The organism is Sunxiuqinia indica (assembly GCF_009847015.1).
Lineage (GTDB): Bacteria > Bacteroidota > Bacteroidia > Bacteroidales > Prolixibacteraceae > Sunxiuqinia > Sunxiuqinia indica.
Genome location: NZ_WVEM01000001.1, coordinates 462,522 through 481,622, shown reverse-complemented (window position 1 = coordinate 481,622; position 19,101 = coordinate 462,522). Strand labels below are relative to the sequence as shown.

The window sequence follows — 19,101 nt, the reverse complement described above, 5'->3', positions numbered from 1 at the left end:
CGTTTAACTGACGGACAAAAAGTCCGTGCTGCCCACATGGTCTTGCTGAATGCAAAGATTGAAGCAATCCAATAGTAATTTGAGTAGCAGAATGGAAACATTATCATCAGGCTTTGCTACTTAAAATCCCGTGAGCGAAAAAGTTCACCCTGCACAATTCGATTACCTGACGATTTTTCTTCTTCCCCACTCTTTTCCTCCGAACTTACCGGTTTCTGTGTCGAACCAATATTACGGCCGTCAACATCCAACCTCATCAAATTATTTAAATTGAAGCAGGAATTGACCACCACATGAATGACTTCGCCTTCAATTTGTAGTTTCCCTGCAACCATTAGTAAGCGGGATTGTAAAATCACTTTACGATATTTATCAAACACTTTAGACCAAACCACCAAGTTGGCAAAACCGGTTTCGTCTTCAATCGTTATAAACAGAACCCCTTTGGCTGTTCCAGGGCGTTGCCGCACTGTTATTAGTCCGCATACTTTCACAAACTGACCATTTTTCATTTTACTCAATTTCGATGTTGGTGTAACTTGCAACTGCGTCAGCCTTTGGCGAAGGAAACTCACCGGGTGAGCTTTTAGTGAAAGTGCTGTACTGGCGTAGTCCTGAATCACGTGTTCTCCATCAGTCATGACTGGCAGTTCTGCAGATTCTTCGGTTGCACTTTGCGAAGGCGTTCCTGTGAATATTCCAGCAAGATGATCGTTTAAAGCCGACACCTCCCACAGTGCTTGTCGCCGATCGAGACCAATAGAGCGAAAAGCATCGGCATCGGCAAGTCTTTCCAAAGCAGATGGCGAAACACCGGCATCAAGCAGTTCGTTTGTACTTCGAAAAAATGTGCTTCTCTCTGAAACGAGTGTCAGCACATCTTCCTCTCGGAGTCCCTTTACTTGACGGAAGCCCAATCGCACCGCACAGTAACGGCCATCTTTTTCTTCCAGAGCATTATCCCACGCCGAATAATTGACATCTACCGGACGAACAATCACACCATGCTTTCGGGCATCGATAACAAGTTGTGCCGGTTGGTAAAACCCCATGGGCTGACTGTTGAGCAGAGCTGTTGCAAAAATATCGGGGTAATGACACTTTAGCCAGGATGAGATATAAACCAGCAGAGCAAAACTAGCCGCATGGCTTTCCGGGAAACCATAACTTCCAAAACCTTCAAGCTGCTTGAACACCCGCTCGGCAAAGTCCTGCTCATAACCATTCGCCACCATACCATTCACCAGTTTTTCCCGATAACGGCTTACCTTTCCCTTGGCTTTAAAAGTGGCCATACTTCGTCGCAGTCCATCAGCTTCAGCAGGTTTAAAACCAGCCGCTACAATCGCAATCTCCATAGCTTGCTCCTGAAACAAAGGCACACCCAATGTTCGTCCCAGAATATCCTCCAGTTCTTTTGATGGAAACACCACCGGTTCTTCACCAGTTCGTCTTTTCAAATAAGGATGTACCATATCGCCCTGAATAGGCCCCGGTCGCACAATGGCCACTTCAATCACCAAATCGTAGAAAGTTCGCGGTTTTAAGCGTGGCAGCATCGACATCTGCGCCCGACTTTCAATCTGAAATACCCCAATCGTATCGGCATGACTAATCATCTCGTAAACCGTTGGATCGTCCTGGGGGATATTGGCTAAGGTGAGATCCAAGTTATAGTGCTGCCTGGCGAGGTCGAATGCTTTTCGGATGCAGGTCAGCATTCCCAAAGCCAACACATCAACTTTCATAAAACCCAATGCTTCAACATCGTCTTTATTCCATTCGATGCAGGTGCGCTTTTCCATGCGGGCATTCAGAATAGGACACAGTTCGTGCAGTTTTCCCCGCGTTATGACAAATCCACCCGTGTGCTGTCCTAATTGTCGAGGAAATCCGATATACTGCCTGGTGAGTTCCAACACCTTTCGCAGAAGAGGATCTTTGGCATTAAAACTTCCAGATGTTTTTGCTTTCCCGGTAGACCAATCATCAGTAAACTCATAGGCCGATTTCGAAAGTACATTGATTGCATCGGTAGACAAACCCATTACCTTCCCCACATCGCGCACAGCTCCCTTCCAATGAACTTGTGTTACGGTGGCTACAATACCCGCCCGATCGCGCCCGTATTTCTCGTAAATATATTGCATGATCTCCTCCCGACGCTCATGCTCAAAGTCCACATCAATATCGGGCGGCTCATTGCGTTCGTCACTCATAAACCGGGCAAATAGCAATTTAAATTTAGAGGGATCGACCGAGGTAATACCAAGACAATAGCAAACGACCGAGTTCGCGGCAGAACCACGCCCCTGGCAAAGAATTCCCCGCGAGCGGGCTTCGCGCACATAGTCGTACACCGTCAAAAAATAGGAAGCATAGTCTTTCCGACCAATAAACTCCAGCTCCATGTCGATGGTTTCTTTAACTTTTGCGGGAATCTGTTCGCCAAAATGCTCATGAGCTCCTTTCCAGGTGAGGTAAACCAACTCTTCCATGGGCGTTCGTCCTTCGCTCGTTATTTCTTCCGGATAGAGATATTTTAACTCATCCAACGAAAATTGACAGGCATCAGCAATTTCCTGCGAACGCCAAACAGCCTGGGGATACTCGCGGAAAAGTCTGCGTATCTCAGAAACTGGTTTTAGGTAACGCTCCGCATTTTGGTGTAGTTTGAAGCCTACATTATGAATGGTACATTTCTCGCGAATACAGGTTAGCACATCCTGCAATTCCCTGCGCCCAGACTCATGGTAATGCACATCATTGGTCGTAACCATCGGAATTCCCAATCGGGCTTCGAGCTGAGAAAGACGAAATAGTCGTTTATGGTCGTTTCCCTGATACGAAAAGGCTGCTGCAAGATACAGTTCATCACCCAGCATTTCTTTATATTCTTTCAGGGCTGTTATAAATTCAGGTTGAAAGTCGAAATTAGCATTGAGCGAAGTCGGCGGCACTACAATAAATTTTATACCGGCAGCATATTTATACACATCAGCACAATAGAGGTGACACTCCCCTTTTTCGGCTCTGAGGTTGCCTGCGGTAAGCAATGCCGATAAATTGGCATAGGCTTCCTTGTTCGTCGGGTAGGCCAGTAAACTGGGACCATCCAACAGGTCGAGGCGACAGGCAGGAATAAGGCGAATACAGTTTTCTCGTGCTGCCACATGGGCACGAACAATGCCTGCCAGGGTATTGCGGTCGGTGATTGCAATGCCCTTGTAGCTCAGCTTTGCAGCCTGTTCAACTAGTTCCTCTGGATGTGAGCCGCCCCGAAGAAAGGTGAAATTCGATGTTACTTGTAATTCCGTATAATTCATTTCATTTTCAAGTTTTCGGTCACAGTCATTGTGCTCACGTTAGCTATTCATACAAAAAAGCCGTGCAAAAACCATTGATTTTTTCCATGGCCGTACAATCCAAGTCGGAACAGCCAATAGCGAGCCCCGTTTTCATCTTCAACCCGATAATAATCTCTTGGGGGCCCACTCTGAATCCACCACTCCTGCTCTATTCGTTCGGGGCCATCAGCACGAGCAATGCGAATAACTTCATCTTTGTAGCGGAAATGTAGTGGAGGATAATCCGGAAGCATCACCATCACTTCAATTGGCTCCGGCTCAGGTAAAAGATGAAGTGGACGAGGGCGATCGGTACACCATGCGGTTTGGGGCTTAGCTTCCAGCGAGCCAACATCTGTTATCGAATGCTCCGGCCAATAATGTTCCTGCGGCAGATAGCGGTGAATGGCCTGTGCTCCCACCTTACCGGCAATATTGTCCAACAATTCAGCAATGGCCGTTTGATTGTTGCTCCCAACACTCCACAAAGCTTCCTGTGTTTCGCTAAGCTCTTCAACCAACGTAGCCTCCAGTGTGAAAACTTCAATCCCAAGTGCCGGTTCAAGCTCAGGTATTTTCAACTCGAATAGCTTGAAAAGGTGTGACGCATTGCGCGATGCCCTGTTGGTGCCAATATCGATTTGCACAATTTCTCCATCGATGCGATACCCCTTGAAGATACCTGTTCGCATGCCTTTTCCTTCCCTAAAAAAACGTTCACATAGTTTTTCCAACAAACGTTCCAGCGCAATTTTAATCCCTTTTGCCGTTCGGATAGGCTCAATGCAGGGCAATCGCTCTTGATAAACCGGAGTCGGCAGAACAGGAACCAGAGGCTCTGAAACTGTTCCCAATGCTTGTTCCAATCGGTTAAGCAGGCTGTCTCCAAAACGTCGGCGTAAATTACTCCGAGGAATACGGATGAGCTGCCCGATTTGTCGAAAGCCGAGCTTTCCCATACGCTGCAAAGTGATACGATCCAGCCGTAAAGCAGCCGGAGGTAGCGTAAGCAGTGCTTCGCCATGCTTCCCGGGCTCAATGATAGTCTGATTTCCGTAGCGAGCCACAGCCCATGCCGCTCCAACAGTATCAGCAATACCCACACGTACATCATATCCACCTTTCCGAAGCCGGTGCGTAATTTCATCAAGATAAGGGACTTCCCCTTCCCACAAATGCGGGCAGCCGGAGATGTCCAGTATTAGTCCATCCGGAGCATCTGTCGCTACTGTTGGGGTATAACGAAAACACCATTCAGCCAAATCATTCAGCAATTTCTGCATTGCCTGCAGGTCTTCAGGGAATACTTCCACCGAAGGGAGTATTGCACGGACATCAGCCACCAACATACCCGGGACCATGCCTTCTTTCAATAATGCCTGGCTTGCTGCACGAACAAGCATCTGCCCCTTCTCGGAAGCATACAACAAAAATTGTGTCCTCTGCAGCTCTGGATTAATTTTTGCCAACCGATCGGTTGCCAAATAATGAAACCAGATGTATAAATAACGCTTAGGCATAACTTTGCTTCTTTTTAGCTTCTCCGGATTTTGAAACAACCGATCTTTGAGGAGCCACCTGGTTGAATGATCCGTTTTGCCACTCAAACTGCCAAATCCCTGGTCGCCCGTTTCTTATTTTTTCTAATTCAACTTCCACACAAGAAAAGCCCACTCCTGGCAAACCATCGTTTTCCCTGCTGGCTATCGGTCTGATTTTCCAACGGGATACACACGTCAGCGTATTCTCGAAACGTGGATGTAGCCGGTGCAAAAACCCGGTTACCCGACTCGCTTCTATTGCCAATTGCAAGCGACGGGAGTCGGCAAAACTGATATCCCGAAATTCCCCCACAACAGCCGTCAACGCATTGCATTTTACGCCCTGCTCCATCACCCAAAGGGCATCTTTTTGCCGCCTGACATCAATAAAAATAAGCTGCTCTGGTTCGATGCCAAAGAATTTCAAGGCAGGAGGAAATAATTTACGTCCGGTACTTATCCACAAGCAAAAGCCTCCTTTTTTCATGAGTGTAGCCAGCAAGCCCGCCAAGAAACCATTTGAAGCAGCCGCACAAGCTTCGGTGTGACTCACAAACTCATGCATTGCAGCAACAGGGAAAGTTCCTCCGGGAAATGCCGCATTCATTTTTCCCAGTCCAAAATCAAGCTGCTGACTATCCTTTCCCGTACTGAATCCTTCCATCGAAAGTATCCTGTCTCTCAGTTGTTTGATAATTTCCTTTTTCCCGGCCAACTCTTGCATAATTAAAAAAAAACCTTAATTTTGTTATTAATAATAACAACCAGATGTCTCTAAATATAACAAATGAAAAATAATTCACAAAAAATTTTCTTTGCTGGAAATATCAAATTCCTTCGGGAACGAAAGAAAATAAGCCAGGAAGCACTTGCATCAACGCTGGGATTAACGCGGGCAAAGATTGCTGCCATTGAGGCCGGCAATACCAAGTCGCCGCAACCGGGAGACTACCTGAAATTCTCTGAATTTTTCAAAATAAGTATTGATACTTTATTGAAAATTGACCTTTCAAAATTGGGTGAACTGAAGGTGAGGGATCTGGAAGCAGGAAACGATGTTTACATCCGCGGGGGTAACCTGCGAGTATTAGCCATTTCAGTAGACAAGTCGAATAATGAAAATGTGGAGTATGTGCCAATAAAGGCAAAAGCAGGATACATGGCTGGCTACAACGATCCTGAGTTTATTGCAGCCCTGCCAAAATATTCGGTTCCGAACCTGCCCAATCAGGGAACATTTCGAATCTTCCCATCAACAGGGGATTCTATGCTTCCGGTTCCTGAAGGGAGTGATATTATCGCACAGTATGTGGCCGATTGGTCAACCCTGAAAACAGATACGCCCTGCATTGTTATTCTGGAAGGTCAACAGGACTTTGTATTTAAAATGGTGACTGTCAACTCAGATGGAACCATCCTGCTAAAATCGCTCAATCCGGAGTATAAACCTTACACCGTTGAGTCTGGTAACATCATGGAAATCTGGCGATTTTATGCTTATACCAGCAGGGAGTTCCCGGAAGCACGACCAGAAATGGAAACAATACTAACAGCCATCAGGAAACTGGAAAAAAAAGTTGGTCAACTTTGACAGAAAGTTGCTATTCTAAAAATGGTATCCTCAGCACAATGGCACTATTTCATTTAGTATCATATCGCTTTGACTATCGAATCCGATGATAGTACAAATCTGCAGATAACCCGAATCCCCATCGGCTGAACCAAGATTCCTTCCAAATATTAATTCTATTTTTCAAAAGGTCGGGATTGCGAATTTCGACTAGCGAGGATAAAGTGTTTTTTTAGCTACCAGACATATTTGCAATATCAGGACTCGAGGACTTACAAGTACTTGATTTCATTCATGCTTCCCGCCATCAAATTGATTTCTGTGTGTACACTTTGAAACTTGTCAGCCATTTCCTCGAAGGTGATGGTTTCATTTTCCTGATCGCCGATCAACACCACTTCGTCGCCCCATTTTGGAACATGTGGCAGATCGGTAACATCAATCGTTGTGATATTTAGAGAAACCCGACCGACTACCGGGCATCGATGTCCACCGATTAATACGATACCCTTGTTGAACAATGCACGTGGATAGCCTTCTCCAAAGCCAACCGGTATTGCGGCAATTCGCGAAGGTCGCTTCGTGGTGTAAAGGCTTCCATAGCCAATTTTTGTTGCAGCCGGGATGTTTCGAACTTGCGTAATCCTGGTTTTTACCATCATACAGGGCTTCAGATCGGGTAGGTTACTGAAATTGTGCGATGTTTTTACCCCATAGCAAGCAGCACCGACACGAACCATATCGCGTCGCAAGTTTGGTAGGCGCATCGTTGCCGCAGAGTTGTGGGTATGAAAAAGAACATCGTCTGGTAGCTCCAAAGCCAACGCTTCAACAAAACGATCAAATTTCTGATTTTGAGCAAGACTATAATCCATCGTTGTGGCATCGGCATTGGCATAATGGGCCATTACACCAACAATGCGTAGCCCAGGTAGCGCTATGACCCGCCTGATCGTGTCGATCTCGTTAATACCGAAACCGCCTCGCCCCATTCCCGTATCGAGCGTAAGGTGCACAGAAACCGGTAAGCCGCGCCGTATTCCTTCACAACTAAGGTATTCCGAAGCTTCCCAGGTTCCAACCTGTTCCTCGATATTCAGTTCCGCCACCGACTCCTTTAGTTCTTCAGGCAAGGCCATTCGCAGCCTTATTAACGGAAAATCTTGCGACACGGCACGAACCATATGTGCCTCTGGGTTGGTAGAGATCCCAATCGAGTCAGCTCCTGCCGTAATGGCCGTTTCTACCAAACCTGCAAGGCCATGACCATATGCGTCTGCTTTCATAACCACCGACAACTTAGCCGGGTAAACGTATTCTTTTAATATTCTGATATTATTTGCAAATCGCTTACGCGAAACGATAACAGATATGTGATGTTGCTTCATATAGCTCCCAAATTTAATAAATATAAAACAACTTAATTTTTTGTAGAATTAGTCATTTCACGACTTACCCAGTATTGTTCCGTTCTATCATAGATTTGTCACTCTGCTATGGATGACAAGGTTTGCATTTTCCATATTGCCAAGAAATGACCTATTGCGTGTGTATATATGCGAGTCAATATTTTTCTAATCTATCCCTTCAATATTCCTTCCGGATTTCAAATTCAATATTTTAAAGGCTGGAATTGCAAATCCAGACCAGCAGAAAAGAAGATATAAATGACAATTTTCTCACATCAGGAAAACATCTACAGGAAACAAGATTAGAAATAAGACTTCGGTACAACAAAAATGGCATCCTCAAAACGAAGATGCCATTTTTAATACGATAAGTTCCTTCAGTTATCGTATCCGGTCAATGGAACGAACTAAAGCTTCATCTTTACCAATATTTCGAATAGCTAAATAATCGAGAATAATAGCTATTAATGGGAAAACAACGGCAATTTTAAAGCTAACATCAGCTCCTTTAAAGCTGTAGTATGTAAAGAAATAAAACATACCAAATAAGCCCAGCATCAACAGAATGGAGAATACCAATATTCGTATTTGAAGAATACGCTTTTTAAACAAAAAGATAGCTGTAACGTGCAGAACTAAAATAATGCCTGTAAAAATTGTGATTGGCAATCCATTTTCAATGACTTGTCCATTGTGTAGTATCCCTTGTATATTAAACAAGTAAAACTTATCGCTTACTGCAATTTCGGCAAATGGCAATGCAAATAGCAAACCAATCAAACTGGTTGAGATAAGTATATAAAGTGTTTGAATACGTTGAATCATGATTAATTTATTTTTAACGCAAAATTACATTTTTAAGGAAAAGTGGCAATAATAAATCGATAAAGTTATCAAATCATTCTTTATCAAAACATCCGACTATTAGAATGGTTAATTCAATAACCCTATTAATATGTTTTACACTCTGTTTTTTCAAAAAAGATCAATCTTCTAATTTTCAATTTTCAGCGACACAAACAACAGCACAAACAACTCACAAACAAACAGTTGAACACGTGCAGATTATCGGCAATCAATTTGATTGACAAAAAGGTGTGGAAATCACGTATTGACTTCGGATTATGCATCGTCGTACACTTGCAACGTTGTCAACAATCAAGATATAAGGATCTTATTAGCGCTATCTTCTTTTATTGAAAATAAACGAACCGTTATCGGTCTATTCTTTTCAATAACAACACTCTTTTGAAAACAAATATCATATTAACTTTTATCCAGTATTTAACCACATTACTAACACCACATACCATGAGAACTTATACCCTATTAATTGCTATTCTTTTCGTCGGAACACTTCATTCGCAAAATAAGCAAATCCCTTTGATTGGATCCCAGGCTCCATCATTCACTACACAATCGACTAATGGAGAATTTACGTTTCCAAATGATTTTGAAAAAAGCTGGAAAATCCTATTTAGCCATCCGAAAGACTTCACTCCGGTATGCTCGTCAGAACTATTAGAACTTGCCTATTTACAAGATGACCTAAAAAGTTTGAACGTCCAATTTGCCGTTATTTCTACCGACAATGTTTCCCAACACAATATGTGGAAAGCACACTTGGAAGAACTGGATTATAAAGGAAGAGGACAACAACAAATACTTTTTCCGATACTTGAGGATTCCAACAAAAAAGCGTCAATTATGTATGGCATGCTTCATGCACCAACAAGCACAAGTCGTGACATAAGAGGAGTTTACATCATCGATCCAAATAATATTGTAAGATCAATTAATTTTTATCCCATTGAAGTAGGCAGGAATATTTTGGAAATTGAACGTACCATTGTTGCCCTACAAACTGCTGATGAAAGAAAAATGCTAACCCCTGCGAATTGGGAGAAAGGTGATGATTTACTGATGATGCACTATCCGTATACAAAAGAAGAATTAGCCAATAATCCTGAATTGGAACTTAAGTATTATCGAGTTGGTGATCGGATGTGGTTTAAAAAGGAAAAACAAAGTTTAACTGAAACAACCAAATGAATCAATTTTTAATTCAATAAACGCAAAGAACTTAATAAGGGCGATGGAAGTTAACTTCCATCGCCCTTATTATTGAATGTTTTAATTCCGGTCACAATCCAAGAGCTTCGGGACCTTGATTAAATACAATGTCCACCGGAATTCCGGCTTCTGAAATCCGCTCCAGATCTTTCTGAAGCTCGTCTCGAATAAAGCCCTTTTTTTCAATCATGGCTTTTGCTGCATCGTAATCACCTTCAGCCTGAACAGTTAAAACTAAATCAGAAAGATCAATCATTGCTTGCTTCATCTTTTCGAAGTTTACCCGGTAAGTTCCTGTTGTTGCATCGCGTTCAAAAGCACCTTTTTCCTGAAAATAGTAAAAGCGGATCATATTGGCTTTTCCGTGAGCGCTAGCCGCTCCAAAGCGTACTGAACGAAAAATACCAGCCATAAAGGTGACGAAATTATCCATCAGATCTTTATCGGAAAACTCGCCCATTTCGGTCAGCTTGTAAACAACCCAAAGTCCTAAAATATCAGCCTTACTTTCTTCCAACGAGCTATAGGTTTCTTTTAAGGCTCCACGAACTGTTTGATTTCCATCGATGGTATTTCCCATGCCCAATCCATGTGCAGCCTCGTGAAACATGGTATTTTCAAAGAATGCGTCAAACTTTACATGTCCTCGCTGATCTTCAGCAATTAACAGATCCGTAATTGGCATCAGTATTTTATCAAACTTGGCTTTCATCGAATTCTTCAACTGCAATTTGCGACTACCTTTATTGGCTCGCACCCGCTCGTCGTTAGGCAAGTTGATAGCGATCGTTTTACTTCCGGCATTGCAATCGCCGGCGTAATATACCACGTCATAGGCATTCAAATCAGAATCAGATCCAGGCATTTCACTTTTATTGGCTTCGCTGGTTGGCAGGGCTTTCTGAAGGTCGGGCAATAAAGCCGCGAATTTCTCCAGCTTCTGGCTCCACTCTTTGTCTTTCACCAAAATAAAAGCTTCATGTGCTGCCTTGTAACCATACAATTGGTCTTCGTAATTTTCGATGGGGCCAACTACAAAATCGATGGTGTTGTCTTTCATATCCAACCAGGCAAGGTCACTTTCGTAATAATCATCTGTCAACAATGCATCGGCTCGTAATTTCAGATATTTTTTCAAACCCGGATCCTCCGCCAATTCGGAAGCCTGGCGAATATAGACGACAGCTTCTTCTATTTTCGCTTTAAATGCATCATGATAAGGAATTGCTTTCAAGCTTCCATCATCGTCACGTCGAATGAGTGTATACAAACTCGTTTTCGATGGTTCCTCCCAGGCCTCAAACTCCGCCTTTGTCATATCTCTGGGGTAGAAATTTGCTCCGGCAGGCTTTATGCCATAACCTTCAATAAATGGTTCGTTATTATTCAAGCGTTCCCAAGGACCATAATTCACCTTAATGAATTTCTCCATCGCCGGACTTGTCGCTTTGGATAGTATTTCTTCTTTATCTCCAAAAGCTTCAATCCAGAAAATCTCATTCATGATTTTAGCAGCCTTAAATAATAAAGGCAGCATTTGCTTTTCCTTTTCGCTTAAAACCGATAAATCAGTGGTCAGTTTTACAGCAATAAACTCATCAGCTTTTTGAGCAATTTCACTTTTCATTTCTTTCTGTTCATTGGTTTTATTGGTGCATGCTCCGGCGAGCAAACCTGCACCAATCACCATCGATAAAATAATTCTCTTCATTGTTATATTCACTATTTAATTTTCAAAGTTGTAGTCCCGTTCTACTAATGCAATTCTGATTTTGTAACATTTATACCATTTCTCGCGTCCCATCTTCTGTGCAAGCAAATGGTCGGCCTGTGACTTCCGTTTTCTGATTGAATCCAAGTCACTCCAATAAGACACAGTTATCCCCAAATCATTACGGACAGATTCTATTCCCAGAAAGCCGTTCTGCTGTTTAGCCATTTCTTCCAGTTTGTTTGCCATTTTTGCATAGCGAGACTCATCTTCCGGTATACGGACAGATGTAAAAATAACGGCGTAATAAGGAGGCTTTGGAGTTTCTGCAATCATTCTTTTCGTCTAACAAATTCCAATCCAATTAATCCGAACCAACAATAAATACCGATAGATGGATTAATTTATAGCATGTATGGTTCGGCTAATCCTTTAGCAATCAGCAAATCATTGAGGCAATAGAAATCGGCAATTGCCCGAATTTGATCATGCCCGGCCAAAATATCTTCAGGAACTCTTATGTACAAAACGGCCAGGTAACGACCATACTTGCCTTTTTCGTCCTTAATGGTTTCGACAATTGCCAAAGTTCCTTTTTTTACTAACGATTTGGCAAAATCGGAGGATGCTTTGCCAAGCTGATATTCTTCGGAGGTTTTCTTTACTCCATAAACTTCGGGGGTATCTACACCGTACAGTCTGATTCGTTCGCCGCGTACCCAAACACCAAGGCCAAGATCAATATCGATGACATAAGTGTCGCCATCAATGACTTTTTGTATTTCAGATTGATATTGAAACATCATTCGTTTATTTTGATTACGAATGATAAAATACAAAAAATGCTGCCAAAACTGACAGCATTTTTAAAATATTATTTTGGAAGTTGCATTCCCTTTTCTTTTGCCATTTTTTCTAACCGTTTCTGAAAATTAGATTTCTTAGCTGGTCCTGCCTTCTTTTTATTCGCCTGAAGTTGAACCCGTATTTTATCCTCGTCAATGAGAGTGCGGAATAAATACATTTGACCAATCGTAATTAAGTTAGCCAAAAAGTAATAATAGCTTAAGCCCGCAGGATAACTATTCAAGATAAACAGGAACATGAGTGGCATAATATACATCATGGTCTGCATCCCCGGCATTGCCTGACTACTGGTTGCCTGAGAGTTTAATTTTGTTGAAAAAATCGTTGTTACGGTCATTAACAAGCAAAACAAACTTACATGATCGCCATATACCGGAATTTCGAATGGTAATTTCAGAATAGAATCAAAAGACGATAAGTCGTTTGCCCAAAGGAAACTTTCTTGTCTCAACTCAATTGAAGTTGGGAAGAAAAAGAACATGGCAAATAAGATTGGCATTTGCAGCACCATTGGCAAACATCCTCCCATTGGATTAACCCCCGCCTTTTTATACAAGGCCATCGTCGCCTGTTGCTTTTCCATCGCCTTATCTTTCCCAAACTTCTCGCCCAGTTCGTCAATTTCTGGTTTCAACGAACGCATTTTTGCTTGCGAAATGTACGATTTATAGGTAAACGGGAAAACAATAAGCTTGATGAAAATAGTCAACAATAAAATGATGATTCCAAAATTATTGATGTATTTCCCCAGAAAGTTAAACACCGGAATAATAAGCCACTTATTTACGGGGCGAACAATTGCATATCCCAGATCAACCAAGCGCTCCAATGAAATATCATATTGCTTAAGCGTTGTGTAATGATTGGGTCCAAAGTAGAACTGCATGCTATAGTCCTCATTGGGCTTACTTTCGAACGGTAAAGCAATGTCGGTATAAAAATTAGCAAGGTATTTCGGATCATCTTCCAAATACTCAAATCTCACATCTGCTGTTGGGAAAGACGTGTCAGCGATAATTGATGAGTTAAAAAACAGCTGTTTTAAACTGATCCACTTTACTTTAGTTTTTAATGTTTCTTCTGATGTCTCGCTAGCACTCAATTTATCCACTTCATCCTCAAAATACTTATACGTAATTGTTGTATAGCGATCTTCACCGTATTTTGATTTACGTTCCTGGCGAGGAGCTGAAAAAGCCCAGTTAAAATTCAGGTAGTTGGTATTTTTAGACACCAACTGATCAAAACCAACAGTTTTTACGTCAAACCCGATCAAGTAGGAATTATAATCGATGGTATACTGATATTCCATGTAGCGACCGTTGCCGGCATCTAAACGCATGGCAATCGTTTGATTTTCACCAGCACTTTCTTCATTAAAGCTTTCACGTCCTTCTTTTCCTTTCGGAACTTCGGGTCCGCTAACGACAATATCCTTTTTACTTACCGAAGGAACAAAGTATAAATCATCCGTACGAATGCTGCGGTTTTGTGCAAAGAAATTTAATCCGAAGAGATTATCTTCTCCTTCAAATAACATCAACGGTAAAGAATCGTACGTTTGATAGTCTTTTAATTCGACAGAGTAAATTTTACCACCTTTAGTCGAAATCTGAATTTTCATCAGGTTATTCTCCAGGGTGATAAATTCTTCATTACCAATAGCAGCTTCAGCAAATGCACCAAATTGGTCTTTCACATTTTGAGCGACTGCCGTTGAATCCGTTGCTTCTCCATTTTCAGAAGCAGGAAGCGATGATTGTTGAACTTTGGCATTTTCTGTTTGCGCTTCAGCCTCTTGGGCTCTCATTGCTTCGACCTGAGCAATGGAATCCTGACGTCGTTTAGCGGCTGCAATTTCTTCTTCCGAAGGCTTGTTCAAGTAACTAAATCCTATCAGGATCGTGAAAATAAGAACAATCCCGATGACCGTATTTCTGTCCATATAAATATTTTTTCTTTATTTTTTCAATGTTGCTTTGATAAAGGCAACAAATAGCGGATGCGGTTTTAAAACGGTACTACTGTACTCCGGGTGAAATTGAACCCCAATAAACCATTTGTGATTTTTAATCTCCATAACTTCAACAAGGTCAGTATCAGGGTTAACACCAACTGGTTTCATATCCGACTGTTTGAAAGCTTCCAGATAGTCATTGTTAAACTCATATCGATGACGATGTCGCTCTCGGATATCTGTCTTTCCATAAGCTTTATAAAAATTGGAACGCTTATTTATAATATGGCAATCGTAAGCGCCAAGTCGCATTGTTCCACCTTTCTCTGTAATTCCTTTTTGATCTTCCATCAGGTCGATAACCCGGGCAGTTGTTTTATCATTCATTTCTGTTGAATCAGCCCCCGTCAGACCCAACACATTTCGGGCATACTCGATGACTGCAATTTGCATCCCAAGACAGATTCCAAGGAATGGAATGTTATTTTCCCTAACATATTGAGTGGCCTTGATTTTACCTTCAATACCACGATGTCCGAAACCTGGAGCAATAATGACTCCATCCAAATCTTTTAACTGCTCTTCAACGTTTTCCGGAGTTAATTCTTCGGAGTGAATCCAGCGCAATTTAACCTTTGCCCGGTTAGATGCGCCAGCATGTACCAAAGCCTCAGCAATTGATTTATAAGCATCTTGCAATTCAACATACTTTCCAACCAACCCAATTTCAACTTCCTGCTCCGGATTTTTATGTTTTCGCAGAAACTCGTTCCACTCTTTTAAATCTGGTTCGTTTTTCGAAGGAAGCTTCAATTTCTTGAGTACAGTTAAATCAAGCTTTTCTTCCAACATTTTATTCGGAACTTCATAGATCGTAGGAACATCAATTGACTGCACAACTGCATCAATATCGACGTTGCAAAATAATGCTACTTTCTTTCGAATACCAATTCCAAGGTCATGCTCAGTGCGCAATACCAAAACATCAGGCTGAACTCCGTTTTCTAAAAGGGCTTTTACCGAGTGCTGTGTTGGTTTGGTTTTCAACTCACCTGAAGCCGCTAAAAATGGCACCAGTGTTAAGTGAATTACCAATGCGTTCGATCCAAGCTCCCACTTCAACTGGCGCACAGCTTCAATGTATGGCAGCGACTCAATATCACCAACAGTTCCGCCAATCTCAGTTACAACGATGTCGTAGTTACGCTTGTTTCCGAGGAATTTTATTTTTCGCTTAATTTCATCAGTAATGTGAGGAATAATCTGAACGGTTTTTCCCAGATAATCGCCACGACGCTCTTTATTGATAACCGATTGATAAATTCTTCCGGTGGTTACATTATTGGCTTGTGAGGTCGGAACGTTCAAGAAACGCTCATAATGGCCTAGATCCAAGTCTGTTTCAGCACCATCGTCCGTTACAAAACACTCGCCATGTTCGTACGGATTCAGAGTTCCGGGATCAACATTGATGTAGGGGTCTAACTTTTGAATGGTAACCGAGTAACCTCTGGCTTGCAATAATTTAGCCAATGAGCTGGCTAAGATTCCTTTTCCTAATGAGGAGGTCACACCTCCGGTGACAAAGATGTACTTCGTTGCTGACAAAATCGTATATTTTTATAAGTTCCTAAAAACGCACAAAGTTAATCAATAAAAATTATTGGGCTTTAAAACCATCAATTATAATTTGATTAATCATTAAAAAACCCGCTATTAATTAGCGGGCTTTTTATTTTGAAGTTAATCATCATCTTCCATCGAGTCGATAATTCGTATCTTCTCTTTTAGAAATTCTATTTTTTCCTGTGTATCGGCTATCTTCTTATTTACATCTTCAATAAGCGACTCCGCATTTTTAGTATTGGCAAAAAATCCAATGTTGTTATTCAGCAAGATTAAGTCACTTTCCATCTGCTTTAGCTTGCTAACGTACTTGTCGCGCTCGTAACGCATTTTATTATTCCCGCGCGTTGTCCCCGAAATGTTAGACATTTTTGTCTTAAATTTCAGTAAATTACGTTTGTGGTCGTCAATTTTCAAGCTATCGAAATGCTTGTTAATCGCATCTCTAAATTCATCCTGAACAACATCTTTATCCTTGAATGGCACATGTCCAATATCCGTCCAGCGACGTTGAAACTCTTTAATGGCAGCTAAATCGGTATCTTCATCCTTCGTCAATTTATAACCTTCAACTTCTGCGACTAAATCTTTCTTCAGTTTCAGATTTTCAACCTGTTCTTCATCAACATGATTAAAGTGTTTGGATTTATTATCGAAAAAGAAATCGCAGGCAGCACGAAAACGTTTCCAGATAGCATCAGAGTGTTTGCGTGGAACCGGACCAATTTCTTTCCATTTTTTCTGAATATGAATAAATTCTTCGGTTGTTTTACGCCAATCAGTACTATCTTTCAAAGATTCAGCCTGCACACATAAATCCGTTTTCATTTGCAGGTTATTCATTTGCAGCTCTTTGTTTTGGGCATAAAACTCACGCTTAGCGTCAAAAAACTTGTCGCAAGCACTGCGGAAGCGCTCATAAATTCGATTATTGTCTCTTTTTGGTGCGAAACCTATAGTTCGCCAAACCTTCTGCAATTCAATCAGCTCTCTGGATTTTTTATCCCAATCTTTGTGGTTCAAAATTTCCTGATTGGCAATTTCCTCTGCTTTTTCGCAAAGTACAGTTTTGGCTTCCAGGTTTTTCTTTTGATCCTGTTTACGGTCTTCGAAATACGCTTGGTGTTTTTTGTTTATTTTTGAAGTAGCAGCTTTAAACCGCTCCCACAATTCTTCTTTTTTCTCCCTCGGCACCGGGCCAATCTCACGCCATTGCTCGTGGTATTTTTGCAAAATATTGAAAGCCTTAATTACTGAAGGTTCCACCAACAGCTCTTCTGCTTTTTCGCAAAGGATAATTTTAGCTTCCAGGTTCTTTTTCAAATCCAAATCACGCAGTTCGCGGTTGATCTTGATGTAATCGTAGAAATTTTCAACATGGTGATGGTAGTTTTCCCATAAATCTTTCAACTTTGACTGCGGCACTAGACCAATCTCACGCCATTCCTGTTGCAATTCCCTAAATTCGTGAAAGGTTTTATTGATGGACTCCTTGCGATTGACAAGGTTCTTTATTTCGTCTATAATTTCATATTTACGCTGAAGGTTTTCCTCTTTTTCGTCTTCCAGCTCTCGATGTTGTTTGCTCCGGGCGGTACGGAATTCTTTCATCAAATTCCGTAAGTCATCTTCATAAAGCGCATTTGATGGCTCAAAATCATCTTCGACACCACCCTCTTCTATAAATTTCTTTTTCTCTTCGTCAGCAACTGCCCGGTGTTGTTTATAAAAGTTGACTTTAATGCTATCCACATCAGCTTTGATATTTTCATCTGCATGATTTTCCAGTAAATCACGAAGGGCATTAATCAATTCAACTTCATTGAGAGTGGTATAATCAACCGACTCACGAGATGGCTTATCTTCAACAGCCGGTTTTTCAGCAAGCTCTTCTTTTTGTTCTTCAGAAGTTTCGTCTACATGTTGAACTCCCTGATCCTCTTTTTCGCTAGCAACTGGCTCCTCTTTAACTTCCGGAGTGACCTCATCTGCCGAAACAACATCTTTTTCTTCAACTTCTGCCTCTACAGGTTCGGGGTCTTCTTTGGGCTGAATGACTTCATCCTCTACAGGAGACTCTGCCTTCTTCGCTTCTTCATCCTGATCATTTTCATCTGGTGCAGTTTGATCGGGCTTTTCATCTGAAGCTTCTTCCTTTTTATCACTTTCCTTTCCTTCAGTAACGGGAAACTCCTCTTTTTTGTCCTCAACATCAGCTTTTTTCTCTGATGGTTGCGGTTTTTCAGTGTTGGTCTCCGGGGTCTTGTCAGGCGTATTAGCAGCATCTGAACTGTCAGATGTTGCTTTTAACTCATCATTTGAGTTTTTCAGGTCTTCGGGTTTCATGTGTTCAAAATTTAAATTACAAAGTAATTATCAGAGATTTAGGCTCCCTGTAGATGTACGAAAATATAATATTAAGTACGAATACTCAAAGAAAACAGCAATAAAGTAAGAAAAACAAACCGTCAGAAACAACAAATGCCGTTGAAATCAACGGCATTTGTTTATTATCTCCTGAAAATCAGTTTTATCCGATTTCAATTTGGCGTTTTACAGGAACCGCTTCTTCTTTCTTCGCAATCGTAATTCGAAGCACCCCATTGTTCGCTTCAGCTTTAATTTGGTCTTGATTGAGTTTTTCAGAGAGTCTAAATTTCTTCTCAAAATTCTTCTTTTCAAACTCAATACGAGAATACCTTAATTCTTCAGCTTCTTTTTCGTCAGGCTTTGGCTCAACCCCTTCGCTTTCTATCAACAAGATATTATTCTCTACCGATAGCTTAATCTGATCTTTTGAATAACCCGGAACTAAAAGCTCCAGCGTAATATCAGTGTCGGTTTCAAAAACGTTCGCTGAAGGAGTGTATTTTAACTCTTCTTTTTCGTAACGATCAGTCACTGTTTTTGGATTGAAAAAATCTTTTAACAGTGCATCAACTGGATTGTTGTAATAAGCCGGACGATTAACATTTACAAGTTTCATAATTTATTTCCTCC

14 protein-coding genes are annotated in these 19,101 nt (G+C 41.5%); 2 read left to right on the top strand and 12 right to left on the bottom strand.

Annotated features, from left to right (window positions below; all coding sequences use genetic code 11):
* Positions 1–116: 116 nt before the first annotated feature.
* From GR929_RS01885 to GR929_RS01875, 3 genes are read right to left on the bottom strand one after another with little or no spacing between them, the layout of a single operon-like run.
* The gene (locus GR929_RS01885) at positions 117–3,326 is read right to left on the bottom strand and encodes an error-prone DNA polymerase (RefSeq protein ID WP_159517214.1); all 3,210 of its coding nucleotides are present in this window, start codon (positions 3,324–3,326) and stop codon (positions 117–119) included.
* Between the two features lie 47 nt (positions 3,327–3,373).
* Complete coding sequence (locus GR929_RS01880; RefSeq protein ID WP_159517213.1) at positions 3,374–4,867, bottom strand: Y-family DNA polymerase; 1,494 nt, start codon at positions 4,865–4,867, stop codon at positions 3,374–3,376.
* A complete protein-coding gene (locus GR929_RS01875) occupies positions 4,860–5,612 on the bottom strand; it encodes an ImuA family protein (protein ID WP_159517212.1) in 753 nt (250 codons plus the stop codon). Before GR929_RS01875 ends, GR929_RS01880 begins: the two co-directional genes overlap by 8 nt.
* 63 nt (positions 5,613–5,675) lie before the next feature.
* On the opposite strand from GR929_RS01875, the gene GR929_RS01870 reads away from it, so the two are divergent.
* Positions 5,676–6,479: an XRE family transcriptional regulator gene (locus GR929_RS01870; protein WP_159517211.1), complete on the top strand. Its 804-nt coding sequence runs from the start codon at positions 5,676–5,678 to the stop codon at positions 6,477–6,479.
* Between the two features lie 251 nt (positions 6,480–6,730).
* Here GR929_RS01870 and alr read toward each other — a convergent pair whose 3' ends face one another.
* Positions 6,731–7,846: an alanine racemase gene (alr, locus tag GR929_RS01865; protein ID WP_159517210.1), complete on the bottom strand. Its 1,116-nt coding sequence runs from the start codon at positions 7,844–7,846 to the stop codon at positions 6,731–6,733.
* A gap of 402 nt (positions 7,847–8,248) precedes the next feature.
* A complete protein-coding gene (locus tag GR929_RS01860) occupies positions 8,249–8,692 on the bottom strand; it encodes a DUF4293 domain-containing protein (protein WP_159517209.1) in 444 nt (147 codons plus the stop codon).
* A 486-nt stretch (positions 8,693–9,178) separates the two neighbouring features.
* Between GR929_RS01860 and GR929_RS01855 the strand changes: the two genes are divergently transcribed.
* Complete coding sequence (locus tag GR929_RS01855) at positions 9,179–9,919, top strand: peroxiredoxin (RefSeq protein WP_159517208.1); 741 nt, start codon at positions 9,179–9,181, stop codon at positions 9,917–9,919.
* Between the two features lie 91 nt (positions 9,920–10,010).
* Here the strand turns inward: GR929_RS01855 and GR929_RS01850 are convergent, their stop codons facing one another.
* The 7 genes from GR929_RS01850 to GR929_RS01820 form a co-directional block, all read right to left on the bottom strand.
* A complete protein-coding gene (locus GR929_RS01850) occupies positions 10,011–11,651 on the bottom strand; it encodes a dipeptidyl-peptidase 3 family protein (RefSeq protein WP_201300875.1) in 1,641 nt (546 codons plus the stop codon).
* A 15-nt stretch (positions 11,652–11,666) separates the two neighbouring features.
* On the bottom strand, positions 11,667–11,987 hold the full coding sequence (locus GR929_RS01845) for an antibiotic biosynthesis monooxygenase family protein (protein WP_159517207.1): 321 nt from the start codon (positions 11,985–11,987) through the stop codon (positions 11,667–11,669).
* A gap of 68 nt (positions 11,988–12,055) precedes the next feature.
* Entirely contained in the window at positions 12,056–12,457 is a 402-nt protein-coding gene (locus GR929_RS01840) for a thermonuclease family protein (protein WP_159517206.1), read from the bottom strand.
* 68 nt (positions 12,458–12,525) lie between these two features.
* Positions 12,526–14,463 carry a membrane protein insertase YidC gene (gene yidC / locus GR929_RS01835; RefSeq protein ID WP_159517205.1) on the bottom strand — a complete coding sequence of 646 codons (1,938 nt, stop codon included), beginning with the start codon at positions 14,461–14,463 and terminating at the stop codon, positions 12,526–12,528.
* A gap of 15 nt (positions 14,464–14,478) precedes the next feature.
* Positions 14,479–16,083: a CTP synthase gene (locus GR929_RS01830; RefSeq protein WP_159517204.1), complete on the bottom strand. Its 1,605-nt coding sequence runs from the start codon at positions 16,081–16,083 to the stop codon at positions 14,479–14,481.
* 135 nt (positions 16,084–16,218) lie between these two features.
* Positions 16,219–18,447, bottom strand: coding sequence for a DUF349 domain-containing protein (locus GR929_RS01825; RefSeq protein ID WP_159517203.1), 2,229 nt, complete (start codon positions 18,445–18,447; stop codon positions 16,219–16,221).
* 184 nt (positions 18,448–18,631) lie between these two features.
* On the bottom strand, positions 18,632–19,087 hold the full coding sequence (locus tag GR929_RS01820) for an Hsp20/alpha crystallin family protein (RefSeq protein WP_159517202.1): 456 nt from the start codon (positions 19,085–19,087) through the stop codon (positions 18,632–18,634).
* Positions 19,088–19,101: the final 14 nt, after the last annotated feature.

What these genes read in the sequence shown, in the direction of transcription:
- GR929_RS01850 (WP_201300875.1), bottom strand. Translation starts at nt 11,651, where the DNA reads ATGAAGAGAATTATTTTATCGATGGTGATTGGTGCAGGTTTGCTCGCC.
- alr (WP_159517210.1), bottom strand. Translation starts at nt 7,846, where the DNA reads ATGAAGCAACATCACATATCTGTTATCGTTTCGCGTAAGCGATTTGCA.
- GR929_RS01880 (WP_159517213.1), bottom strand. Translation starts at nt 4,867, where the DNA reads ATGCCTAAGCGTTATTTATACATCTGGTTTCATTATTTGGCAACCGAT.
- GR929_RS01855 (WP_159517208.1), top strand. Translation starts at nt 9,179, where the DNA reads ATGAGAACTTATACCCTATTAATTGCTATTCTTTTCGTCGGAACACTT.
- GR929_RS01825 (WP_159517203.1), bottom strand. Translation starts at nt 18,447, where the DNA reads ATGAAACCCGAAGACCTGAAAAACTCAAATGATGAGTTAAAAGCAACA.
- GR929_RS01845 (WP_159517207.1), bottom strand. Translation starts at nt 11,987, where the DNA reads ATGATTGCAGAAACTCCAAAGCCTCCTTATTACGCCGTTATTTTTACA.
- GR929_RS01875 (WP_159517212.1), bottom strand. Translation starts at nt 5,612, where the DNA reads ATGCAAGAGTTGGCCGGGAAAAAGGAAATTATCAAACAACTGAGAGAC.
- GR929_RS01820 (WP_159517202.1), bottom strand. Translation starts at nt 19,087, where the DNA reads ATGAAACTTGTAAATGTTAATCGTCCGGCTTATTACAACAATCCAGTT.
- yidC (WP_159517205.1), bottom strand. Translation starts at nt 14,463, where the DNA reads ATGGACAGAAATACGGTCATCGGGATTGTTCTTATTTTCACGATCCTG.
- GR929_RS01840 (WP_159517206.1), bottom strand. Translation starts at nt 12,457, where the DNA reads ATGATGTTTCAATATCAATCTGAAATACAAAAAGTCATTGATGGCGAC.
- GR929_RS01870 (WP_159517211.1), top strand. Translation starts at nt 5,676, where the DNA reads ATGAAAAATAATTCACAAAAAATTTTCTTTGCTGGAAATATCAAATTC.
- GR929_RS01860 (WP_159517209.1), bottom strand. Translation starts at nt 8,692, where the DNA reads ATGATTCAACGTATTCAAACACTTTATATACTTATCTCAACCAGTTTG.
- GR929_RS01885 (WP_159517214.1), bottom strand. Translation starts at nt 3,326, where the DNA reads ATGAATTATACGGAATTACAAGTAACATCGAATTTCACCTTTCTTCGG.